Below are 19,204 nucleotides of genomic sequence, written 5' to 3' on the forward strand. Positions count from 1 at the left end.
AGAATTTTTAAAACTTTTGGAGGCACATCCACAAGTAGAAGTTAGCGTATCACCGTCTGACAAAGAATTGTACCAACTCATTGCAAAAGCAAAGGTCAATCTACTTATTACCTTTCAGGCCACAGGGATTAAACATAAACTCATCAATGCTTTGAGTAACGGTGGATATATTATCGCGAATAATGAGATGCTTGCTGGAACAAAAATGGAAGAGTTTTGTTGTATAGCCAATACGCCTGAAGAAATTAAAACAGCTCTTGAAAATTGTTTTTCAACGGCTATAGATCCTACTGCTATTTTAAAGCGTAGATCCTATATATCGGCACATTATGGATTGCAAGCTCACGCCCAACAAATTCATGAAGCCCTTACAAAGAAAAAGAAAGGAGAATAGACTAAATCTCCCTTTAAAACAAGATATTTGTAGCACACAAGAGATATAAGATTAACACATGAAATATTGTAATTCACTTACACAACGTACTCGATTTAAAACTAGAGAAGTTAAAATTGGAAATTTGACCTTAGGTGGCAACGCTCCTATTCGAATTCAAAGTATGACCACAGCTGATACTATGGATACGCAAGGTTCTGTAGAAGAATCTATCCGTATGATAGATGCTGGATGTGAATTAGTAAGATTAACTGCACCTTCTAAAAAGGAAGCCGAAAACTTAGGTGTTATTAAGGCTGAATTATTAGCCAAAGGATACGACACTCCCCTGGTGGCTGATATTCATTTTACACCCAATGCGGCAGAAATCGCAGCCACAAAAATTGAAAAGGTTAGAGTAAACCCAGGAAACTACGCCGATAAGAAGAAATTCGAGGAAATCGAATACAACGACGAAAGTTACCAGGCAGAGCTTGAACGTATAGAAAAGAAATTTACACCTCTAGTGCTCTTGTGTAAGAAAGAGGGAACGGCAATGCGTATTGGTACCAACCACGGTTCTTTATCCGATAGAATTTTGAGTCGTTACGGAGATACTCCCGAAGGCATGGTTGAGTCTGCCATGGAATTTTTACGCATTTGTAGAAAGAATGATTTCCATGAGATTGTAATTTCTATGAAAGCCAGTAACACCCTTGTAATGGTCCAAGCTTACCGTTTGCTTGTAGCTACTATGATCAAAGAAGGTATGAATTATCCGCTACATCTAGGTGTAACTGAAGCCGGTGATGGTGAAGACGGAAGAATCAAAAGTGCTGTAGGAATTGGTGCTTTACTAGCCGATGGATTAGGTGATACAATTCGTGTGAGCTTAACAGAAGCACCCGAATTTGAAATACCAGTAGCACAAAAACTCGTAAAGATTTACGAAGAAGAAAAAAGGAATGAGGTTGAACCAATTGAAACACTTCAATATGATCCCTTTCATTATACACGAAGAGATAGTTTCGAGGTTCACAACATTGGTCATAAACACGTACCTGTTGTAATTGGTGATTTACACACTACAGAAAATATTAAAGCTTCTCACCTATTTGGATTCGGCCATAATTACAACGTTGAATTAGACAAATGGAATCAAAAAGATTTAGCTGCAGATTACATCTACGTAGGTAATCAAAAGGTCGATTTTGAAACTCCTGGATACTTGGGTATTATTTGTGATTTTGAAAATTTTAAGGAAAACTACAGTGAAAAAGATCACTTTTTCCCTTTACATACAACAGTAAACACCTTAGCCGAAAGTAAGGCTAAAATCAACTTTTTAAAGATAAACGTAAACGATTACAATATAGACTTAAGTCAATTACCAGAAAACACGGTGCTTATTGCTGAAGCAGCGGGAAGTTTTACCCAATCATTTAGAAAATTCTTTAATCATCTATCACTTGGAAACATTGAAGTACCCGTGATACTCAATTTAAAGCTAAATACAGCCGATTTAGAGCACTATCAGCTTGAAACTGGAGCAATGGCTGGTTCAATACTCATAGACGGCTTTGGAGACGGTTTATTTATCCAAAATGAACAACACCTACCCTATCTAGCAACTACAAGTACAGCTTTTGGTATTCTACAAGCAACGCGAACACGCATTTCGAGAACAGAATACATTTCTTGCCCTTCTTGTGGTAGAACTTTGTTCGACCTGCAAGAAACAACTGCAAAAATTCGAAAAAGCACATCTCACCTTAAGGGAGTCAAAATTGGGATCATGGGATGTATTGTAAACGGTCCAGGAGAAATGGCTGATGCAGATTATGGTTATGTGGGAACAGGACCAGGTAAAATTAATTTGTACAAAGAAAAAGAGGTTATCAAAAGAAATGTACCTGAAGACGAAGCTGTAGATGCTCTCATTGACCTTATCAAAAGCTACGGCGACTGGAATGAAGTTTCTTCACAATAATTTCATATTTTAACAAAAACTGGGTCTCGAAGCAAAAATTACGCTTCGTATACTCGTAGAACTCGAAACAGCTAAGGTATTTCCCTTTCAGACATAAAAAAAGGCCCTAAATGGGCCTTTATACGTTAAAATAAGTGTCTAATCTTAATCATCATGTCTTAAAACATATACCTGACTACTAAATCCACCTTTTTTAGAATTCAAATTTGAAAGGAAGCCAATGAAGGCGGCTTTCAAAATATTTCCTCCTTTATATTTTTCTGAAAGCATTGAAACGTAAAAAGAATCAAACTTCATAGGGAGCACTTTACACATTTTAATATCATTTAAACAAAAGAGCTTATCAATGTCTTTCTTCTTGAAATGATATAAATGTCGTGGAACATCATAGGCCGCCCAGAACTCTTTGTAGTATTCTGCATCATAACTCGCCATATTTGGAACAGCTACAAACAAAACACCTCCTGGTTTTAGTATACGTCGAATCTCTTTGATGTCTTTTTGTAAATCATAAACATGTTCTAACACATGCCACATGGTAATAACATCTGCACTATTATCTTCTAATTTATAAAGATCAGTTTGTGGTTGTAATTCTATTCCATGCTCCTTTTTACAAAAAGCTCTAGCGTCCTCGTCAGGCTCTAAACCAGTTACGGTGAAACCTTGATTTTGCGCAACTTTCACAAAATGACCTGTCCCCGCACCTATATCCAGCAATTGCTTTCCACTGGTTTCACTTTCTATCCAACGTAATTTTTGGCGTAGCGTTTTCACCCTAACCTTGTTGTAGAGAAAGTTTATAACCCCTTTATTAGAACTTGAATGAGAGATATACTCTTCAGACTTATAGTAAGGGCCAATTTTATCCTTGCTTGGAACAGGGTTGGTAAAATGAAATTTACAATCATCACACTCTACAATCACAAAGTCTTCCTTCGTAATCATGTGATCTTTCACATCCATGAAATGCGTAAATTCTGTTTTACCACAAACTGGACATTCTTCTCTATGCATCAAATCTTGTTTCACGTGAAACTATCTTCCTAAATAAATTAACAATACAGATATATCACTTGGTGATACACCACTAATTCTACTGGCTTGACCAATTGTAGAAGGCCTAATATCGTTTAATTTCTCGACTGCCTCTGCACTTAACGATCCCATTTTGGAAAAATCTACATCCTCCGGAATTTTAAGATTATCCAAACGACCTAACTTCTTCACAGTATCTTCTTCCCTTTGAATATATCCCTCATACTTCATTTGGATTTCTGTTTGTTCCAAAATATCCTCATGACCTTCTAACAATGTATCCACTTCTGTTTTAAGACTAGAATTCAAATCAATTAATTCAGACAATTTCAATTGAGGTCTTGCTACTAAAGAATCAATTTTCACCTGTTGTTTTAAGATGCTGCTCCCCTTCTCTTCCAATAATGGATTTATATCCTCAGGGGTAACACTCGTTTTGTTCAACAAGGTCTTCAATTTCGCCGTACCCGAATTTTTGGCATTTACTCTATGTAAAGCCTCGTCAGACGCTAAACCGATAGCATGACCTAACGGAGTCAAACGTATATCTGCATTATCCTGACGAAGTAAAATTCTATACTCCGCTCTTGAAGTAAACATACGGTAGGGTTCTTTTGTACCTTTTGTGATCAAATCATCTATCAATACACCGATATATGCATCAGACCTACTCAAGATAAAATCTCCTTTACCCAGGGCATGATTAGCAGCATTAATCCCTGCCATCAAACCTTGACAAGCCGCCTCTTCGTATCCCGTAGTACCATTAATTTGACCTGCAAAGAATAATCCTTCCACTAACTTAGTTTCCAACGTATGTTTCAACTGTGTAGGCGGGAAATAATCGTATTCAATCGCATAACCAGGACGGAACATTTTCACATTTTCAAAACCTGGAATAGTAGTCATTGCCTGATATTGTATTTCCTCTGGTAAGGACGTACTAAAACCATTTACATAAATCTCTACTGTGTTCCAACCTTCCGGTTCAACAAAAATTTGATGACGATCACGTTCGGCAAAACGGTTAATCTTATCCTCTATAGAAGGACAGTATCTTGGTCCAGAACTTTTAATGGCTCCATTAAACATTGGTGAACGATCAAAACCTGAACGCAACAATTCATGAGTATCTGGATTTGTATAGGTAATATGGCAAGGACGTTGTGTTAACAAAGCCTTACTTCTTGGATCAAAACTAAACTTACCTCTGATCTCATCTCCCGGTTGAACTTCCATTTTAGAATAATCCAAAGAACGACCATCCACACGTGGAGGAGTTCCAGTTTTCATTCTTCCCGCTTCAAAACCAAGATTAATTAAACATTCAGTCATACCAGTAGCCGCTCTTTCACCAGCTCTACCACCACCGAATTGTTTTTCACCTAAATGAATCAAACCATTTAAAAAAGTACCATTGGTTAAAACGACCTTTTTTGCCTTTACTTCGACACCTATATTCGTTTTAACTCCCGTAACCTTTCCATTTTTCACAACTAATTCAGTTGCCATATCCTGCCAAAAATCCACGTTTGGATTTCTTTCTAACAACAACCTCCACTCTTCTGCAAAACGCATTCTGTCATTTTGCGTACGCGGTGACCACATAGCTGGACCTTTAGATCTATTCAACATTCGGAACTGAATTGCACTTGCATCAGAAACCAAACCTGAACCACCACCTAAAGCATCAATCTCTCTCACAATTTGCCCTTTTGCAACACCTCCCATAGCAGGGTTACAACTCATTTGAGCAATCGTATTCATATTCATAGTAATCAAAAGCACACTCGCACCGATTTTACCAGCGGCATTCGCCGCTTCACAACCTGCGTGACCCGCACCAACTACTACAACATCGTATTCTTTTATCATAACAAATGTTTCACGTGAAACTATTTCAGCATACAAAGGTACGCATCTTCTTTTTCACGCATAAGCTTTTCTTCGGTTTCTGACTTGTCACCATAACCACATAAATGCAAAACACCATGTACAACAACTCTGTTTAACTCTGTTTCACGTGAAACATTCTGAGTAATTGCATTATCCTGCACTCTATCCCAACTGATAAACAAATCACCGGTAATTGCGTTATCCACACAATAATCGAAGGTGATTATATCCGTATAATAATCATGGTCTAAAAACTCTTTATTCTTTTCAAGCAACCAATCGTCACTACCAAAAACCAAGTTCACCTCATCCAAAACTTTACCCTCCGTTTCACAAACTTTAGAAAGCCATGAAACAAAAAATTCCGAATTTAAATTCGGAATTTCAACATCTTCAAAAAATATATTAACCATTATTAAAGTTTAAAACTTAAAATAACGAGTGCACCTTTCTCTTCAAACTCAACTTCATCCGCCAAGCTTTTCATTAAGAACACACCTCTACCATTTTCCTTTTCTAGGTTTTCTGGAGCTGTCGGATCAGGTAGATTATCATAATCAAACCCATCTCCTTCATCCTTTACAGATAATTTAATAAACCCTGTGTCCTCATAAGCTTTTACTACCACCTTACAAGTAGACTTACCTTGATTACCATGTTGAACAGCATTGTTAAATGCTTCTGTTACGGCAATTAATACGTTACCATAACTTTCATCGCGTACATCCATTTCTAAACATACATCATCTACAAAAGCTTCTACTTTCGTTAAATTATCTATCGTTGAATCAACCTCGATTGATTTTACAAATTCTCTTACGTCCGCCATTAATTAACTCTATTAAAGTATTCACTCGCTCTGTCTTTGTAATACCTCTCTAAGGTGGGATTTAAAGACCTTAATAGCTCAAGTTGTTTTTCTTTCAACTTCTTATACTCTAAAAAATCAATAGGGTTACCTTTTTCTGTATTTTTTCCTTCTTCACTTTCTCTTTGTTCATCGAACCCTCTCTCTTTTAGTGCTTTTTCGCTTTCAAACATACGCGTTAAAATATCTTGTTGTCGGTTCACAAGCTCTTGATTCCACTGTTTGTTTATTAACTCTTCTTGTTGCTTTTCTAGTTCTTCTAACAAAGGATTCAATATATCACCTTCACGTTTACCGCCTTTGTTTAACTCGTTCTTCATCTGTTCCAAACGTCTTCTAATTTCACTTTGCTGCGCTGCCATTCGTGCAGCTTGTTGAGCACCCATCGGAATTGGCGAGGAACCTTGCTTATCCCCAGGTTTATTTCCTCCAGGAGACATACCCTTCTTCATGCTCTCTAATTGTTTTTTAAGCATCTCTTTCATACTCTCCATGGAACTATTACCCGAACTACCTTTTCCTTGTCCTCCCGGATTATTACAACTTCCATTACCTCCCTCTTGACTTTGCATTTCTTGCTGCATCTGTTCCAAACTTTCATTAAAAAGCAAGGCCAAATTATTGTAACTCGTCATAACATATTGCTGCTTCACTACCAATGAAGTCAACTTACGTTCATCTATATCCTCCAATAAATTCGCATAATTTCTTTCGATAGCTCTTAACTCTTGATCAATAAACTTTGCAATCTTCGGGTTCCTCACCGCTAAGGCTTCAAGACTATCTTTAACAGGTTCTGCATCATCCATTATTTTTCGTTGTTGTCTACCAACATTGATGTAATCTGGATCTGAACTGTCCAAATTTGCAAACACATCCATGTTCGCCTCTTGGCTTAAACTTAGATTTACCAAAGATTCTAAACACGCTCTTAAAAACTCATAATCTTCTTGGTTTTGCTCTTGCTGACTTTGCATTTGCATCCCATTAATTTTAGCTGCCATTTCTTTCATTTTCTCAGCAGCATTTTTCTGATTCTCTTTCGATTTTGACTCTTTGCTCTTTGACAAATTCTCTTCCGATTCAGAAAACTCTTCCTTAACATCCTCTTTATCCTCATCAAGGTCTTCCATATCAAGAGGACGTTTCAATTCTTCATTTTCCTTTAAAGTCTCTTCATAGTCCTTCATCAATTTATCAAACTCATTTTCTAAAGATTTTTGATCATCTAACTTCTCCTCTGCATTTTTATCTGATTCAGACAACTCTTTCATCTCATCTGCAAGTTCTTCTAAAGACTCTTCTATATCGTTAAGTTTTTCATTGACCTGTAACTGCTTAAGTTGTTCTAAAGCCCTATCCAATTCTTTGTTTAATTCCTCAGCACTTTTTTCAACCTCTTCAGTTACTTCCTTTTGACCATTCTCCTGCTGTCGTTCTAACAATTCCTCTAACTCCTCTAATAAGTCCTTCAATTCATCATCCATCAATTCATTCAACAACTCATCCAACAACTCCTGTTTTTCTAACAGTTCTAATTCCTCTTCTGAAAATTTATCTTTCTTCTCCCATGAATCCTCTAAATCCTTTTTCAGATCTTCTAGCATTTTTTCAAGACTCTGTTGCTGCTTTTTAACATCTTCTAAGCGTTGTTTTTTATTCCAATCACTTGCTTTATTATTAAGTAAATTCTTTTTCAAATCATTTACACTTTTCTGGAAGTCTTCAGCTTTCTTCATAGCTTCTTCCATAGCACTATTCGCTTTATTTAAATCTTCTTGTCTCTCTTTCTTTAATTCTTCTTTTGAAGGAATAGCCAAGGTATACATGGCACTCTTTGTTCTTTTTGAACCATTGACCTTATCATTATCTAACACTTCGAAATAATAACTCACCCGATCTTCTGGCAGAAGACTTAACTGCGAAAAGTTAAAGGACATATCTATGAGTCCTTCGGTTTGACCAATACCCGGTAACACCGTACGTTCCTTTCTCTTTGTTCCTTCTTTACCCTCAACCGTATAAACAAAAGCAACTTCTAAAATCCCTATATCATCCTTTGCGGCTCCATTAAAGCGTACTTTATTGATATCCGTACTGTCAACTTCCCGAACAACACTAAGTGTAGGATAAGCATCCTTAATAACCTCAATTACATAAGAAACCTCTTCTTTATTTTCCAGATCTTGACTCACTAAGGCAAAAGAAATCTGTTCATCGTGCTGTACTTTTGTCGAAAAATTAACACCTTTTTCTTCGAACATCTGAATACTGTCCCCAACTCCAATCTCCAGGCGCTTTGCATTCTTAGTTAACATATCGTACTTCACCACTGTACCTTCAGGCACCAACAAATCAGCTACATTTTCAACCACTTCATTTTTAAGTCCTAAATAGGCAGGATACATTAACTCTGCATTGAACTTTACAAAACTTGCCTTTCCTACTACATCAATTAAATAGCTTTCACTTTCGAAACCATTGGCTGAAAAATAAACGGACATATCCTTGGTTACTTTAGGGAAAGTATATAACCGTTTATCTTTCGTTGACTGTTCCATTAAAAAAACACCTTGATCCGAATGCACAAAAACCTTGTCTGGAAGGGGTTCGTTTTTGGTTGCTTTTAGACGTAGTGATAAATCCACAGCTTCCCCTTGTTCAACCTTTAAAACATCATTTTCTAAAACAAAATCAAAAGGTGCTGGTATCGCGTAATGTGTATTATAATTCACCAAGCGTTCTGTACCCTCTTTATAAAATGAAGGAGCAAAAACTGCTATCGCTAAAACAGTCAGTACAACAGGTAAGACATATTTTAGATATTTTCTATTCTCTCTAATATCTATAGCCGATGCAAAAGGAACTGCACTCAGTTGATTGGATTTTTGTTCGACACTCGCCAACAACAAATCATATTGTTTTTGATCTCTAGAAGCAGCCTCTAACTGAAGGGTGTTTAGCAGTGAATCTTTCACATTTGGGAAAAAATCACCAATTATAATTGAAGCTTGTTCACGGTTGATTCGCTTACCAAAAGAGGTGAGTTTGGCAAGTGGAATAATGAAATAGTAAACGAAGAGATAAAGAATAAAAGCCAATGCACTAAAAAAGAGCACTGCTCGAACAGTAGAATTAAATCTACCGAAATACTCTAAAAGATTCACCAACAAAAAACACGTCAAGGCAAAAGCAGAAAACAAGAGTATCCCTTTCACAAGCTGATTCTTGTAATACTTGCGTATAAACGCATCTATTTGCTCTATTAACCGATCAAATGCTCCCATATATTCCCTTCAATTTAGCTTAACTTACTAAGTTATATTATCTAACGTAGAAAATTGTAACAAGAATGTCCTCCCTTAACAATTTAACAGTTCAGCTAATCCATTATCTTTGCACAAAATTTTAGAAAATGTCTGATAAAGCTGTACGCGTAAGATTTGCCCCTTCTCCAACTGGACCCTTGCACATGGGTGGGGTAAGAACTGCATTATACAATTACTTATTTGCGAAGAAAAACAATGGAACATTTATCCTGCGTTTAGAAGACACGGATCAAACTCGTTTTGTTCCTGGTGCTTTTGAATACATCATGGATGCTTTAGCTTGGTGTGGAATTTCTCCAGACGAAGGTCCTGGTGTTGGTGGTGACTTTGGTCCTTACATTCAATCTGAACGTAAAGCCATGTACCTACCTTACGCAGAACAATTGGTTGCAGAAGGTAAAGCGTACTATGCTTTCGATACTTCTGAAAGTTTAACTGAGATGCGTGAGCGTGCGAAAACAATGAAAATGCCAAACTGGCAATACAATGCTGTTACACGTAACTCTATGCAAAACTCTTTAACGCTTCCAGCTGATGAAGTAGAAAAGAGAATTGCAAACGGAGATCCTTATGTCATCCGTTTCAAAATGCCACGTAATGTAGATGTACGTTTCGAAGATATCGTTCGTGGATGGGTGGTTGTGAATACTAACAACTTAGATGATAAAGTTTTGTTTAAGTCAGACGGTATGCCAACCTACCACTTAGCAAACATTGTAGATGATCACACCATGGAAATCTCACACGTAATTCGTGGAGAAGAATGGTTGCCCTCTGCTCCCTTACACGTTTTATTATATGAAGCGTTTGGATGGGATGCTCCACAATTTGCTCACTTACCATTATTGTTAAGACCTGATGGAAACGGAAAGTTATCTAAACGTGATGGAGATCGTTTAGGATTCCCTGTATTCCCAACGAACTGGACAACTGCAGAAGGAGAATTATACTCTGGATATAGAGAACAAGGTTACTTACCAGAAGCGTTCATTAACATGTTGGCTTTCTTAGGATGGAACCCAGGTACACCGCAAGAGTTGTTTAAACTAGACGAATTAGTTGAGGCCTTCACTTTAGAAAGAGTGGGAAAAGCAGGAGCTAAATTCGATGCTGACAAAACAAAGTGGTACCAACAACAATATTTAAGAGCTACAGACAAAGCTGTATTAGCGAAAGAATTACAAACGCTTTTAGATAAAGAATACGACGCTTCTTTCTTAGAAGAGATCGTAGAAATGATGAAAGAACGTGCTACTTTCTTAAAAGATATGTTGGTAGAAGGAGATTACTTCTTCAATGCACCAACTTCTTACGACGAGAAAACTGTACGTAAAAAATGGAAAGAGCACACTACTCCAATTATGGAAGAGTGGTTAGAGCGATTCAAAAACATCTCAGATTTCAACGCAGAGAATATTGAAAAAGAATTCAAAGCATTCTTAGCTGAGAAAGAATTAGGTATAGGTGCTGTACTTCCTAACTTCCGTCTTGTGTTAACAGGAAAAGGAATGGGACCAAGCATGTTCGAAATTGCTAACTTGTTGGGAAAAGAAGAATGTGTTGCCCGTATGGAAGCAGGTATAAAAAATATTGCAGCTCTTAAAGCTGAAGCGTAAGCATGAAACATACTATAGAAGTAAACGGAATTAAGTTGTATGCCTTTCACGGTTGTTTAACCGAAGAAGGTAAGGTGGGCGGACACTACATTGTAGATGTTTCTGTTACCACAGACTTTTCCGATGCTGCCAAAGAAGATGATTTAAGCAAAACTGTTGATTATGTACAAATCAACAAAATTGTAAAATCTGAAATGGGTATTCGTTCTAAATTAATAGAACAAGTAGGACAGCGCATCGTTGATAAAATGAAAAATGAAATCAATGATCTACATTCCATCAAGGTGAAAATCACTAAGTTGACCCCTCCTATTAACGGAGATGTGAACAATGTGGCGATTATCATCGAAGAGGATGTTTTCCAACAAAACCCTATTGGAGGTTATCGAAAAGACAACTAGTTCAATAAAAATTAAAAATATTGGGCGACAACTAAAGAAATTTTATTATTTTTGTCGCCCGATAATGGTCCTGTGGCCGAGTGGCTAGGCAGAGGTCTGCAAAACCTTGTACGGCGGTTCGAATCCGTTCGGGACCTCAACAGAAACGCTTGATTCTTATAGAATTAAGCGTTTTTTTATGCCCATAACTTTTTGGAGAAACCCCTACCTACACTTGGGAGTCGGGTCAACTTAGATTATCGACCGGAGTCTTGATATAGATTTTTCATTTCACCTACTTTTTGTAATACTGTAAAATAAGTTTCTGAGGGTACTTTTTCTGCGGCACAAAAAAACGGCTCACTTCAAAAAGCTAGCCGCTTATCCCCTTTTTTGTGAATTACAATTCAAGGTTCTATAATTCGAAAAATAGAATCCCTCTACATTCTTAATTCTTACTTCTTAATTTAAGTTTACGTTTTCTTCTTACTAAAACAAAAATCAAAGTTCCCAAAACAACTGCACTACTTACTGCGTAAAAAAAAAGTTGACGATAAAAAGCTTTACGTTTTTCTTCTTCTTCAAAAAGTAATTGCGCCTTACTCTTTGCCCCTGGATTTGGAGCTTCTAATAAATAACCACTTTCCTCCTTCTTTCTATAAGTGAAGCGTTCTAAAACTAAATTACTTGTATCATTTTCTGCAACACCCAATTTTTTCAAAGTAATCGAAACAATCCTGTTCGTATCAGCGTCATAGAGCCTTATTTTATCATGTTCCGCTTTAAAACCAAATCCTACATCACCAATTACATAATCTGCATCAGGATAACGCTTTAAATAAGCCTTTTTGTTCTCTGCAAGTATTAGGAATGCATGCGGCATCAACTTTGTTCCTTGTGGAACTACAAAATGATGTATATCCTCTTTATCTTTTAAAATCCATCCGCTAATATCAATGAGCGTATCTGTTAGATTATAAAGTTCTACAAAATCTTCACTCAAATCTGCCTTAGCTTGGGCTGCATTAATTTCAGAAATTATAATCTGCTTTCTCCATTCAGACTTCGGACGCTTTTCAAAAATGGGTTCAAATACTGTGTTTTCATTTACTGCCACATAAATTTCTGGAGAAACTTCACTTCTCCCCTTCCAGCCTTTGAATACATAATCAAAGCGCGGTGTAGCTTTCACTTTTAGTTTTACCCCTGGAAAATATTTTCCAGAATAGTTTTCTTGGAGTAATAGCGTGTTAAAATCAACACTTCCCGCCTTTTTATCTACGTTCACTTCTACACGAACAGGAGCTTCTAGTGCAAAACGTTCCTGAATATATTGATACAAATACCTCGGACGAGCTTGCGCAAAATCTTTAATATACTGCCAGCTCCTATCATAACGCGATCTGTAAATTCCCCATCTTTTTAAATGAGCATCTATTTCATTCTGTTGTTCTGCTTTGAGTTGATCCGCTAAAGACATGGCTCTCGTAGAATCAAAAGTGGTACTTAACAAATCACAAAACTGATTGATGTACAACATTTTCAAAGAATCGTTCTCCAGTATTTTTCGTATTATCAAAGTTGACCATGCAGGATTTGGCCACTTTTCGGTACTATAGGTTGTGAAATCCTCTACTGTATTTTTAGCTACTTCATGTTTTCCTGTTGTATTTAAACCAAGATCTAAATCAAAGAAAATCCATTTCCATTTTGTTTCTGGTGATGTCGATTTATAGTAGCGAATATTCCCACCTGCATCACCATTAGCGGTATAGGTTTCTAATATGTTATACAAGATATAGTTGTCGATATCTATTTCCTTACTTACAAAGTTTAAAGCTGCAGTATCCGTTAAACTGTTGTTCTGAATATATCTCAAGGTTCTTCTGTAATCATACGGAGAACCATGTTGCCTCTCGTAAATATGACGCATAATAATTACAGAATCTTTGTCGTACCCGTAATGTGCTTTTAAGTAATGTTCGTTAATTTTTTCTCGAATATTATACAATCCCCAATAACGACCGTTAATATACACAGCGCAAGGTCTATACTCTTGGTAATCAATACCTGTTTCCTTTACCAATTGGGTTGCAAAAACATCGCGTGCATGAGCTGCTAACATATCTCCTCCCCCATTTCTCAGGACAAAGTTCTTGTATTTATCAATTTCTAGTTGCGGAAAAATCGGGTACTCAAATTTCTTATTACCATACCTCGATCGAGCATAAATAGCCAATGATTTTTGCGGCATGGACTTGCTGTAACCTCCAAATATCTTTACACCTGCTTTTTGATTAAAACCAATTACGCCATTGGTATCAAAGAATTCAACATTTATTACTTTCTCCCAATCTTTCCAAAAATTAGCACCTATGTAAGGATCTATTGTATCCGCACAACAACCCTTTTCAAAAATTCCTATAGCTGAATCAAAAAAATTAGCAGGATTAGAAACAATACTTATGATAGGAATATCATGTTTAAAGTCTGTGATATAAGAAAGAATGGTGTCGCTTCGTTTTCCTTCTTCATTGTAAATAGCAATAGAAAAACTAGTATTCCCAACTATCTTTTCCACTGAAGATAAACGAGAACTGTAATAAGAAGGCCTTGTTCCATCTGTAGTAAAATAGGCCTTACTCCCTTCAGGTATAGAAAAATTAACTTCTTGTAAGTCAGGATAATTACCAGGGATTGGTTGTGCCTTAAAAGTAGACTGACCAAAACTTACTAGACATAACAACATGCCTAATCCTACACTTAGCGATTTCGTTAACCTTTTCATTCTGAATCAAAAATAGTTTGAAATAGAGCGCAAATAAAAAACGGTTAACAAAAGAATTAACACTTTTATTAACCGTTCTAAGTATTAGGTTTTCATCTTTTCCTTACCTAAATATCGTAATCGTTCTATGAAGATTAATAGGATAACCATTTACATCCTCTGCAATAATGATTAAATGATAAGTTCCTTCCTTTACCACGCTACCATCCATACCTACACCATTCCAAACAAAATTCACATCATTACTTTCAAAAACAACTTGTTGCTGTTGATCTACAATACGAATATTGGCTGATTCTATACCTTCTGATTCAAGGAAGTAGGTATCATTACTACCATCATTTGAAGGAGTAAAGGTATTTGGTACACGGATAAATTTACCGGCAACCTCTACATTTAAGGTTATCGATTCTTCTATCGTTTCATCACCTTTTACTATAATGGCTTTCACAGTTTTCCTTCCTGGTGTTTCAAAGAAGTAATCCGCTTTTTCCTTTAAACTGTAATCATTATTTCCAAAATCCCACTCAATTGCATCGAAATCTCCTCCTTCTATGCTGAAGGTATATATGTTCCTATCAATTTCGTAGTTAATCGAATACGTAGGAATTACTACCGGTTCATCTTCTTCAACTTCATTTTCATCAGTTGTAGGTTGCTCTTTATTTATTAGAGTCTCTCTATTCGAAACTTCTGTATCTTCTTTATTGGATTGAACACTTTCTAAAGGATCTAAGCTCTCTATTTCCTCAGTATTATCAACTTCTTGGATAACTTCATCCTGATCTTTCAATATAGGTTTTTCTTCAATTTCTGCTTCAGTAGTTACTTCTTTTACCGTTTTATCTACTATAACAGAAACACCTTCTTTGATCTCTTCTGTGTCTTGAATATTTTGCTCGTCAGCTTGACTTTGCTCAATTCGTTCTGCTTTTTCCTCTCCTCTATCAGCGATAAAGTAAGTAGCAGTACCTAAGGTAGCAACTGCCGCTACCCCAAGAATAATTTTCCCTCCTAAACCTAAAGCCGACCCTGTACCCGCCGCTGAAGCACTTGCTCCAACTTGACTAGATATAGAAGACCACAATTGCGGATTCACATCCACACTATGTTCTTTAAGTTTTTCGGAAAATACTTCCTTAAATATGTCTTTATCTTTCAATGCCGTTTTCTTCTAATAATTTTCTAATAAATCCCTTCGCTCTCGAATATTGGGATTTTGAAGTGTTCTCAGATACTCCTAATTGCTCTGCTATTTCTTTATGACTATAACCTTCAATGGCAAATAAGTTGAACACTGTTCTATAACCTTCTGGTAAAGTTTGGATGAGTTTCATCAAATCCTCTGCCATTAAGTTTTCAAGAATGAAATCGTTTTGCGGACTCAAATATTCACTTTCTGTGATATCAACATTATTCTGTCTCTTCTTATTCTTTCGAATTTCATCCAACGCAGTGTTCACCACTATTCGTCTTATCCAGCCTTCCAAAGAGCCACGGTTATCAAAGTTCTTGAGGTTACCAAACACCTTAATAAAACCGTTTTGCAAAACATCTTCAGCACTTGCAACATCGCGCATATACCTTAAACTAACTCCCATCATTTTAGGAGCATAGGTATCAAACAATGTCTTTTGCGCCTTAGCGTTACCTGAAACACATTTTTTTACAAGTGTTTCTTCATCCATTCGTTCTATTCATTTACAAAGACAATAATACTAGGAAAAAGGTTGCACAACTTTCCCCTCGATACAATAATTAACATACTTTTGGCTCAGATTGCTAAAAACATGAAGAAAATATTTACAGTATTACTGCTAACTATCACCACCATAAATTTTGCAAAAGCCAATACACCACCTGCTCTTGGATATTGGAAAAGCGAATTAAGTATTAACGATAGTACAGTAATTCCCTTTACACTAATTACAGAAAGAAAAGATAATAATCAACTAAGTATTAAAGTAAAAAATGCTTCAGAAGTTATCTCTTTAAAACCGTTAGAACTATCTAACGACACTTTAATATATGCATTTAAAGACTTTAATAGTAGGTTGTACATCACTGCAAATGATGAAAATAATTTAAAAGGTTATTGGCAAAATTTACACCGTTCAATAGATTATATCCTTCCTTTTAAAGCCACATATATTGGTAAAACCGTAGAAGTTTCTACAGCCAATATTACCTCTATAGAAGGAAAATGGAAAACAGTATTTAATTATACTTCTACTACTCCATATCCTGCTTTAGGTGTTTTTAATCACATGGCGGGTTCTGCTAATGTAGCCGGTACCTTTTTAACAGAAACTGGAGATTATAGGTTTTTAGATGGATTATCAACCGGAGGTAAAGTTCAACTTTCTTGTTTTGATGGAAGTCATGCATTTTTATTTGAAGCTGATTTAGTAAAGGATACTTTATGGGGGACTTTTTACTCTGGAAATCACTGGAAAACAAAGTGGTATGCTGTAAAAGACAATTCTTTTACTTTAGCTGATCCTGATTCTTTAACCTATGTGAATAATGCATTGGATACTTTTGATTTCACCTTTAAAGACTTGGATGGAAATGACTTTACCTACTCTAAGGAAAACTTAGAAGGTAAGGTGGTACTGATTCAAATTATGGGAACCTGGTGCCCGAACTGCTTAGATGAAACGAAATACTACAAAGAATTACAAGCTAAATACAAAGATCAAGGCTTAGAAATCATAGCTGTTTGTTATGAAGCTAGCACAAGTTTTGAGTCACAAACTAAAAGTGTAAAACGCCTCATAGACAACTACGATTTGGATTACACTTTTTTAATTGGTGGAAATGCATCTAAAACTTTAGCTTCAGAGCAATTTTACTTCTTAAATGAAATCATCTCCTTCCCTACTTCAATTTACATCAATAAGCAAGGAGAGATAGTTAAAGTTCATACTGGATTCAATGGTCCTGGAACTGGACAAGTTTATATCGATTACAAAAAGGAAACAGAAGCTTTAATCGAAGAATTATTGGCTGATTAATTCTGGTCTGTTTTCTGCATTTAATAATATCCAAGCCGTGTGGTAAACCAGACGGCTTACTTTTTCAACCTTCTCAAAATCTATTTTATCTACAGTGTCTGTAGCCTGGTGATAGTCCTCGTGAATTCCACTGAAATAAAAAATACTTGGCACATCATACTTCGCAAAATTGTAATGATCTGAACGATAATAAAAACGGTTCGGATCATCTAAACTGTTGTAAGCATAGTCCAATTCAATATTTATATATGTATTGTTCGCTTTTTCATTCGCCAAGTGTAAATCCTCACTCAACATGTTACTACCAATGATATAAACATAATCTGGATCTCCTGCATGCGCTTCATCTACCCTACCTATCATATCAATATTTAAATTGGTAATGGTATTTTCCATAGCATAAATTGGATGTTCTGCGTAATATGCAGATCCTAAAAGTCCCTTCTCCTCACCGGCTACTGGCATGATAAGTAAACTTCTTTTTGGCCCATAGCCATCATCCTTAGCACGCTGAAAGGCCTCTGCTATTTCAAGTAATGCCACAGTACCTGTTCCATCATCATCTGCTCCATTGAAAATTAACCCATCGTGAGTACCTATGTGATCATAGTGCGCAGTAAGTACTAAAACTTCATTTTTTAATATAGAGTCCGACCCTTCTATAAATGCAACAACATTCTCTGTGTTCAGTATTTTAGATGCTGTACTGATGGCGAAAGAAAAGTTTAATTTTTTCAAACGCTTACTAACTTTATTAACATCAACAAAAAGTAAAGGAACTTGTGCTTTATTTTCCTCATTCAATAAAGTCATTTTAGAACTTGTGACATGATGTTCTAAAATTTCGAAGTGCTTGTTGTAGTTATGAACAATACAAGTTACACTCGCTGCACCGTTTTTCTTCAACGCTCTATACTCTGCTATAACTTCAAAACTCGTAAGCGTATCATTGGCGTAATAAATTACATCGGTCCCTTTAATATTCTTTTCTGTGCTTTGCTTTACATCCTTTATTAAGGTGTAATTTCCGGTTCTTTGAATTTTCTCATTCGCAAACAAGTAGAAAAAATCCTCTTGTAAGTGCAATTGTTTTTTGTGAATGCTTAATTCTCCAGAAAATACCGTTTCTAAAACTTGAAAGGGAAATTTATAATCAGGATGGGTAGCTGGTGCTTGAAGTCCATCTTCCTTAAAAGACGCGATAAGATAATCGGCTGCTAATTTTTGACCTTCATAGCCTGTTTCTCTACCCGCAAAAGAATCGGAAGCAATTACATGAAGATGTTCTGATAATTCTTCCTTATTAATATAGTGTGCATAATCTTCGGCTTTACCCTGTGATAAAACCGAAGTGCTTAAGAAAATTATAGGTAGATAGATTAGATTTTTTAACATGCGCAAGCTATTTTATCTACTCTTCTTTGGTGACGACCACCTTCGAATTCAGTTGTTAAAAAAGTTTCTACCATTTCTAAAGCAGCTTCTTCTGTAACAAAACGAGCAGGTAAAGAAATAATATTCGCGTTGTTGTGTTCTCTCGCTAATTGAGCAATTTCATTTTCCCAACATAAAGCACATCTAATTTCTTGATGTTTGTTCGCCGTCATGCTTATTCCATTTCCAGAACCACAGATTAAAATTCCCAAAGTTCCTTCATTAGCAGCTACTTTATCCGCTACCGGGTGTGCATAATCAGGGTAATCAATGCTATCTTCAGAATGACAACCGAAATCTTCAAACTCGTATCCTTTTGCACTAAATACTTCTTTGATTTTCTCTTTTAAAGCGTAACCTGCATGATCACAACCAATTGGAATAACTCTTTTACTCATTTTACTTCTTTTATTTTCTACAAAAATAAGGCTTAATAGGTGTAATTAACAATTTTCCACCTTTCATTGCATCTTTT

General features: G+C 36.1%; 15 protein-coding genes and 1 tRNA gene. 6 read left to right on the top strand and 10 right to left on the bottom strand.

Annotation, left to right across the window (positions count from 1 at the left end):
- Together AC22ZQ_RS00260 and ispG are read left to right on the top strand one after the other, a co-directional pair.
- Positions 1-394: hypothetical protein (locus tag AC22ZQ_RS00260; RefSeq protein ID WP_318956566.1), on the top strand; the 394-nt coding region annotated here is incomplete at its 5' end.
- Positions 395-452: 58 nt separating this feature from the next.
- Positions 453-2,363: a (E)-4-hydroxy-3-methylbut-2-enyl-diphosphate synthase gene (ispG, locus tag AC22ZQ_RS00265; protein WP_318956567.1), complete on the top strand. Its 1,911-nt coding sequence runs from the start codon at positions 453-455 to the stop codon at positions 2,361-2,363.
- A 144-nt stretch (positions 2,364-2,507) separates the two neighbouring features.
- Here ispG and AC22ZQ_RS00270 read toward each other — a convergent pair whose 3' ends face one another.
- The 5 genes from AC22ZQ_RS00270 to AC22ZQ_RS00290 are packed head-to-tail and all read right to left on the bottom strand — an operon-like array spanning position 2,508 to position 9,452.
- Positions 2,508-3,380, bottom strand: coding sequence for a class I SAM-dependent methyltransferase (locus AC22ZQ_RS00270; protein WP_318956568.1), 873 nt, complete (start codon positions 3,378-3,380; stop codon positions 2,508-2,510).
- A gap of 21 nt (positions 3,381-3,401) precedes the next feature.
- Entirely contained in the window at positions 3,402-5,276 is a 1,875-nt protein-coding gene (mnmG, locus tag AC22ZQ_RS00275) for a tRNA uridine-5-carboxymethylaminomethyl(34) synthesis enzyme MnmG (RefSeq protein ID WP_318956569.1), read from the bottom strand.
- A 20-nt stretch (positions 5,277-5,296) separates the two neighbouring features.
- Positions 5,297-5,710, bottom strand: a complete 414-nt coding sequence (ybeY, locus tag AC22ZQ_RS00280) for an rRNA maturation RNase YbeY (protein ID WP_318956570.1) — start codon at positions 5,708-5,710, stop codon at positions 5,297-5,299.
- A 2-nt stretch (positions 5,711-5,712) separates the two neighbouring features.
- A complete protein-coding gene (locus tag AC22ZQ_RS00285) occupies positions 5,713-6,126 on the bottom strand; it encodes an ATP-binding protein (protein ID WP_318956571.1) in 414 nt (137 codons plus the stop codon).
- Complete coding sequence (locus AC22ZQ_RS00290; protein WP_318956572.1) at positions 6,126-9,452, bottom strand: DUF4175 family protein; 3,327 nt, start codon at positions 9,450-9,452, stop codon at positions 6,126-6,128. Before AC22ZQ_RS00290 ends, AC22ZQ_RS00285 begins: the two co-directional genes overlap by 1 nt.
- A gap of 128 nt (positions 9,453-9,580) precedes the next feature.
- Between AC22ZQ_RS00290 and gltX the strand changes: the two genes are divergently transcribed.
- From gltX to AC22ZQ_RS00305, 3 genes are all read left to right on the top strand, one after another.
- Positions 9,581-11,110 (top strand): glutamate--tRNA ligase, encoded by a 1,530-nt coding sequence (gene gltX, locus AC22ZQ_RS00295; protein WP_318956573.1) that lies wholly within the window; start codon positions 9,581-9,583, stop codon positions 11,108-11,110.
- 2 nt (positions 11,111-11,112) lie between these two features.
- Positions 11,113-11,511: a dihydroneopterin aldolase gene (gene folB, locus AC22ZQ_RS00300; RefSeq protein WP_318956574.1), complete on the top strand. Its 399-nt coding sequence runs from the start codon at positions 11,113-11,115 to the stop codon at positions 11,509-11,511.
- 66 nt (positions 11,512-11,577) lie between these two features.
- Positions 11,578-11,648 (top strand) — tRNA-Cys (locus AC22ZQ_RS00305).
- Between the two features lie 290 nt (positions 11,649-11,938).
- Here AC22ZQ_RS00305 and AC22ZQ_RS00310 read toward each other — a convergent pair.
- The 3 genes from AC22ZQ_RS00310 to AC22ZQ_RS00320 form a co-directional block, all read right to left on the bottom strand.
- Positions 11,939-14,278 (bottom strand): CotH kinase family protein, encoded by a 2,340-nt coding sequence (locus AC22ZQ_RS00310; RefSeq protein WP_318956575.1) that lies wholly within the window; start codon positions 14,276-14,278, stop codon positions 11,939-11,941.
- 103 nt (positions 14,279-14,381) lie between these two features.
- Positions 14,382-15,440, bottom strand: a complete 1,059-nt coding sequence (locus AC22ZQ_RS00315) for a T9SS type B sorting domain-containing protein (protein ID WP_318956576.1) — start codon at positions 15,438-15,440, stop codon at positions 14,382-14,384.
- Positions 15,430-15,966, bottom strand: coding sequence for an RNA polymerase sigma factor (locus AC22ZQ_RS00320; protein WP_318956577.1), 537 nt, complete (start codon positions 15,964-15,966; stop codon positions 15,430-15,432). Before AC22ZQ_RS00320 ends, AC22ZQ_RS00315 begins: the two co-directional genes overlap by 11 nt.
- 102 nt (positions 15,967-16,068) lie before the next feature.
- Here AC22ZQ_RS00320 and AC22ZQ_RS00325 point away from each other — a divergent pair, with 102 nt between their 5' ends.
- Positions 16,069-17,295: a peroxiredoxin family protein gene (locus tag AC22ZQ_RS00325; protein WP_318956578.1), complete on the top strand. Its 1,227-nt coding sequence runs from the start codon at positions 16,069-16,071 to the stop codon at positions 17,293-17,295.
- Here AC22ZQ_RS00325 and AC22ZQ_RS00330 read toward each other — a convergent pair.
- Together AC22ZQ_RS00330 and rpiB are read right to left on the bottom strand one after the other, a co-directional pair.
- Positions 17,281-18,690: a M28 family peptidase gene (locus AC22ZQ_RS00330; protein WP_318956579.1), complete on the bottom strand. Its 1,410-nt coding sequence runs from the start codon at positions 18,688-18,690 to the stop codon at positions 17,281-17,283. The two genes, AC22ZQ_RS00325 and AC22ZQ_RS00330, sit on opposite strands and share 15 nt — an antisense overlap.
- Positions 18,684-19,127, bottom strand: a complete 444-nt coding sequence (rpiB, locus tag AC22ZQ_RS00335) for a ribose 5-phosphate isomerase B (RefSeq protein WP_318956580.1) — start codon at positions 19,125-19,127, stop codon at positions 18,684-18,686. The genes AC22ZQ_RS00330 and rpiB overlap by 7 nt, the downstream gene beginning before the upstream one ends.
- Positions 19,128-19,204 lie beyond the last annotated feature (77 nt).

The organism is Lishizhenia sp. (assembly GCF_057456495.1).

What these genes read in the sequence shown, in the direction of transcription:
- ybeY (WP_318956570.1), bottom strand. Translation starts at nt 5,710, where the DNA reads ATGGTTAATATATTTTTTGAAGATGTTGAAATTCCGAATTTAAATTCG.
- AC22ZQ_RS00285 (WP_318956571.1), bottom strand. Translation starts at nt 6,126, where the DNA reads ATGGCGGACGTAAGAGAATTTGTAAAATCAATCGAGGTTGATTCAACG.
- AC22ZQ_RS00270 (WP_318956568.1), bottom strand. Translation starts at nt 3,380, where the DNA reads ATGCATAGAGAAGAATGTCCAGTTTGTGGTAAAACAGAATTTACGCAT.
- mnmG (WP_318956569.1), bottom strand. Translation starts at nt 5,276, where the DNA reads ATGATAAAAGAATACGATGTTGTAGTAGTTGGTGCGGGTCACGCAGGT.
- rpiB (WP_318956580.1), bottom strand. Translation starts at nt 19,127, where the DNA reads ATGAGTAAAAGAGTTATTCCAATTGGTTGTGATCATGCAGGTTACGCT.
- AC22ZQ_RS00330 (WP_318956579.1), bottom strand. Translation starts at nt 18,690, where the DNA reads ATGTTAAAAAATCTAATCTATCTACCTATAATTTTCTTAAGCACTTCG.
- AC22ZQ_RS00325 (WP_318956578.1), top strand. Translation starts at nt 16,069, where the DNA reads ATGAAGAAAATATTTACAGTATTACTGCTAACTATCACCACCATAAAT.
- folB (WP_318956574.1), top strand. Translation starts at nt 11,113, where the DNA reads ATGAAACATACTATAGAAGTAAACGGAATTAAGTTGTATGCCTTTCAC.
- AC22ZQ_RS00290 (WP_318956572.1), bottom strand. Translation starts at nt 9,452, where the DNA reads ATGGGAGCATTTGATCGGTTAATAGAGCAAATAGATGCGTTTATACGC.
- AC22ZQ_RS00310 (WP_318956575.1), bottom strand. Translation starts at nt 14,278, where the DNA reads ATGAAAAGGTTAACGAAATCGCTAAGTGTAGGATTAGGCATGTTGTTA.
- AC22ZQ_RS00320 (WP_318956577.1), bottom strand. Translation starts at nt 15,966, where the DNA reads ATGGATGAAGAAACACTTGTAAAAAAATGTGTTTCAGGTAACGCTAAG.
- ispG (WP_318956567.1), top strand. Translation starts at nt 453, where the DNA reads ATGAAATATTGTAATTCACTTACACAACGTACTCGATTTAAAACTAGA.
- gltX (WP_318956573.1), top strand. Translation starts at nt 9,581, where the DNA reads ATGTCTGATAAAGCTGTACGCGTAAGATTTGCCCCTTCTCCAACTGGA.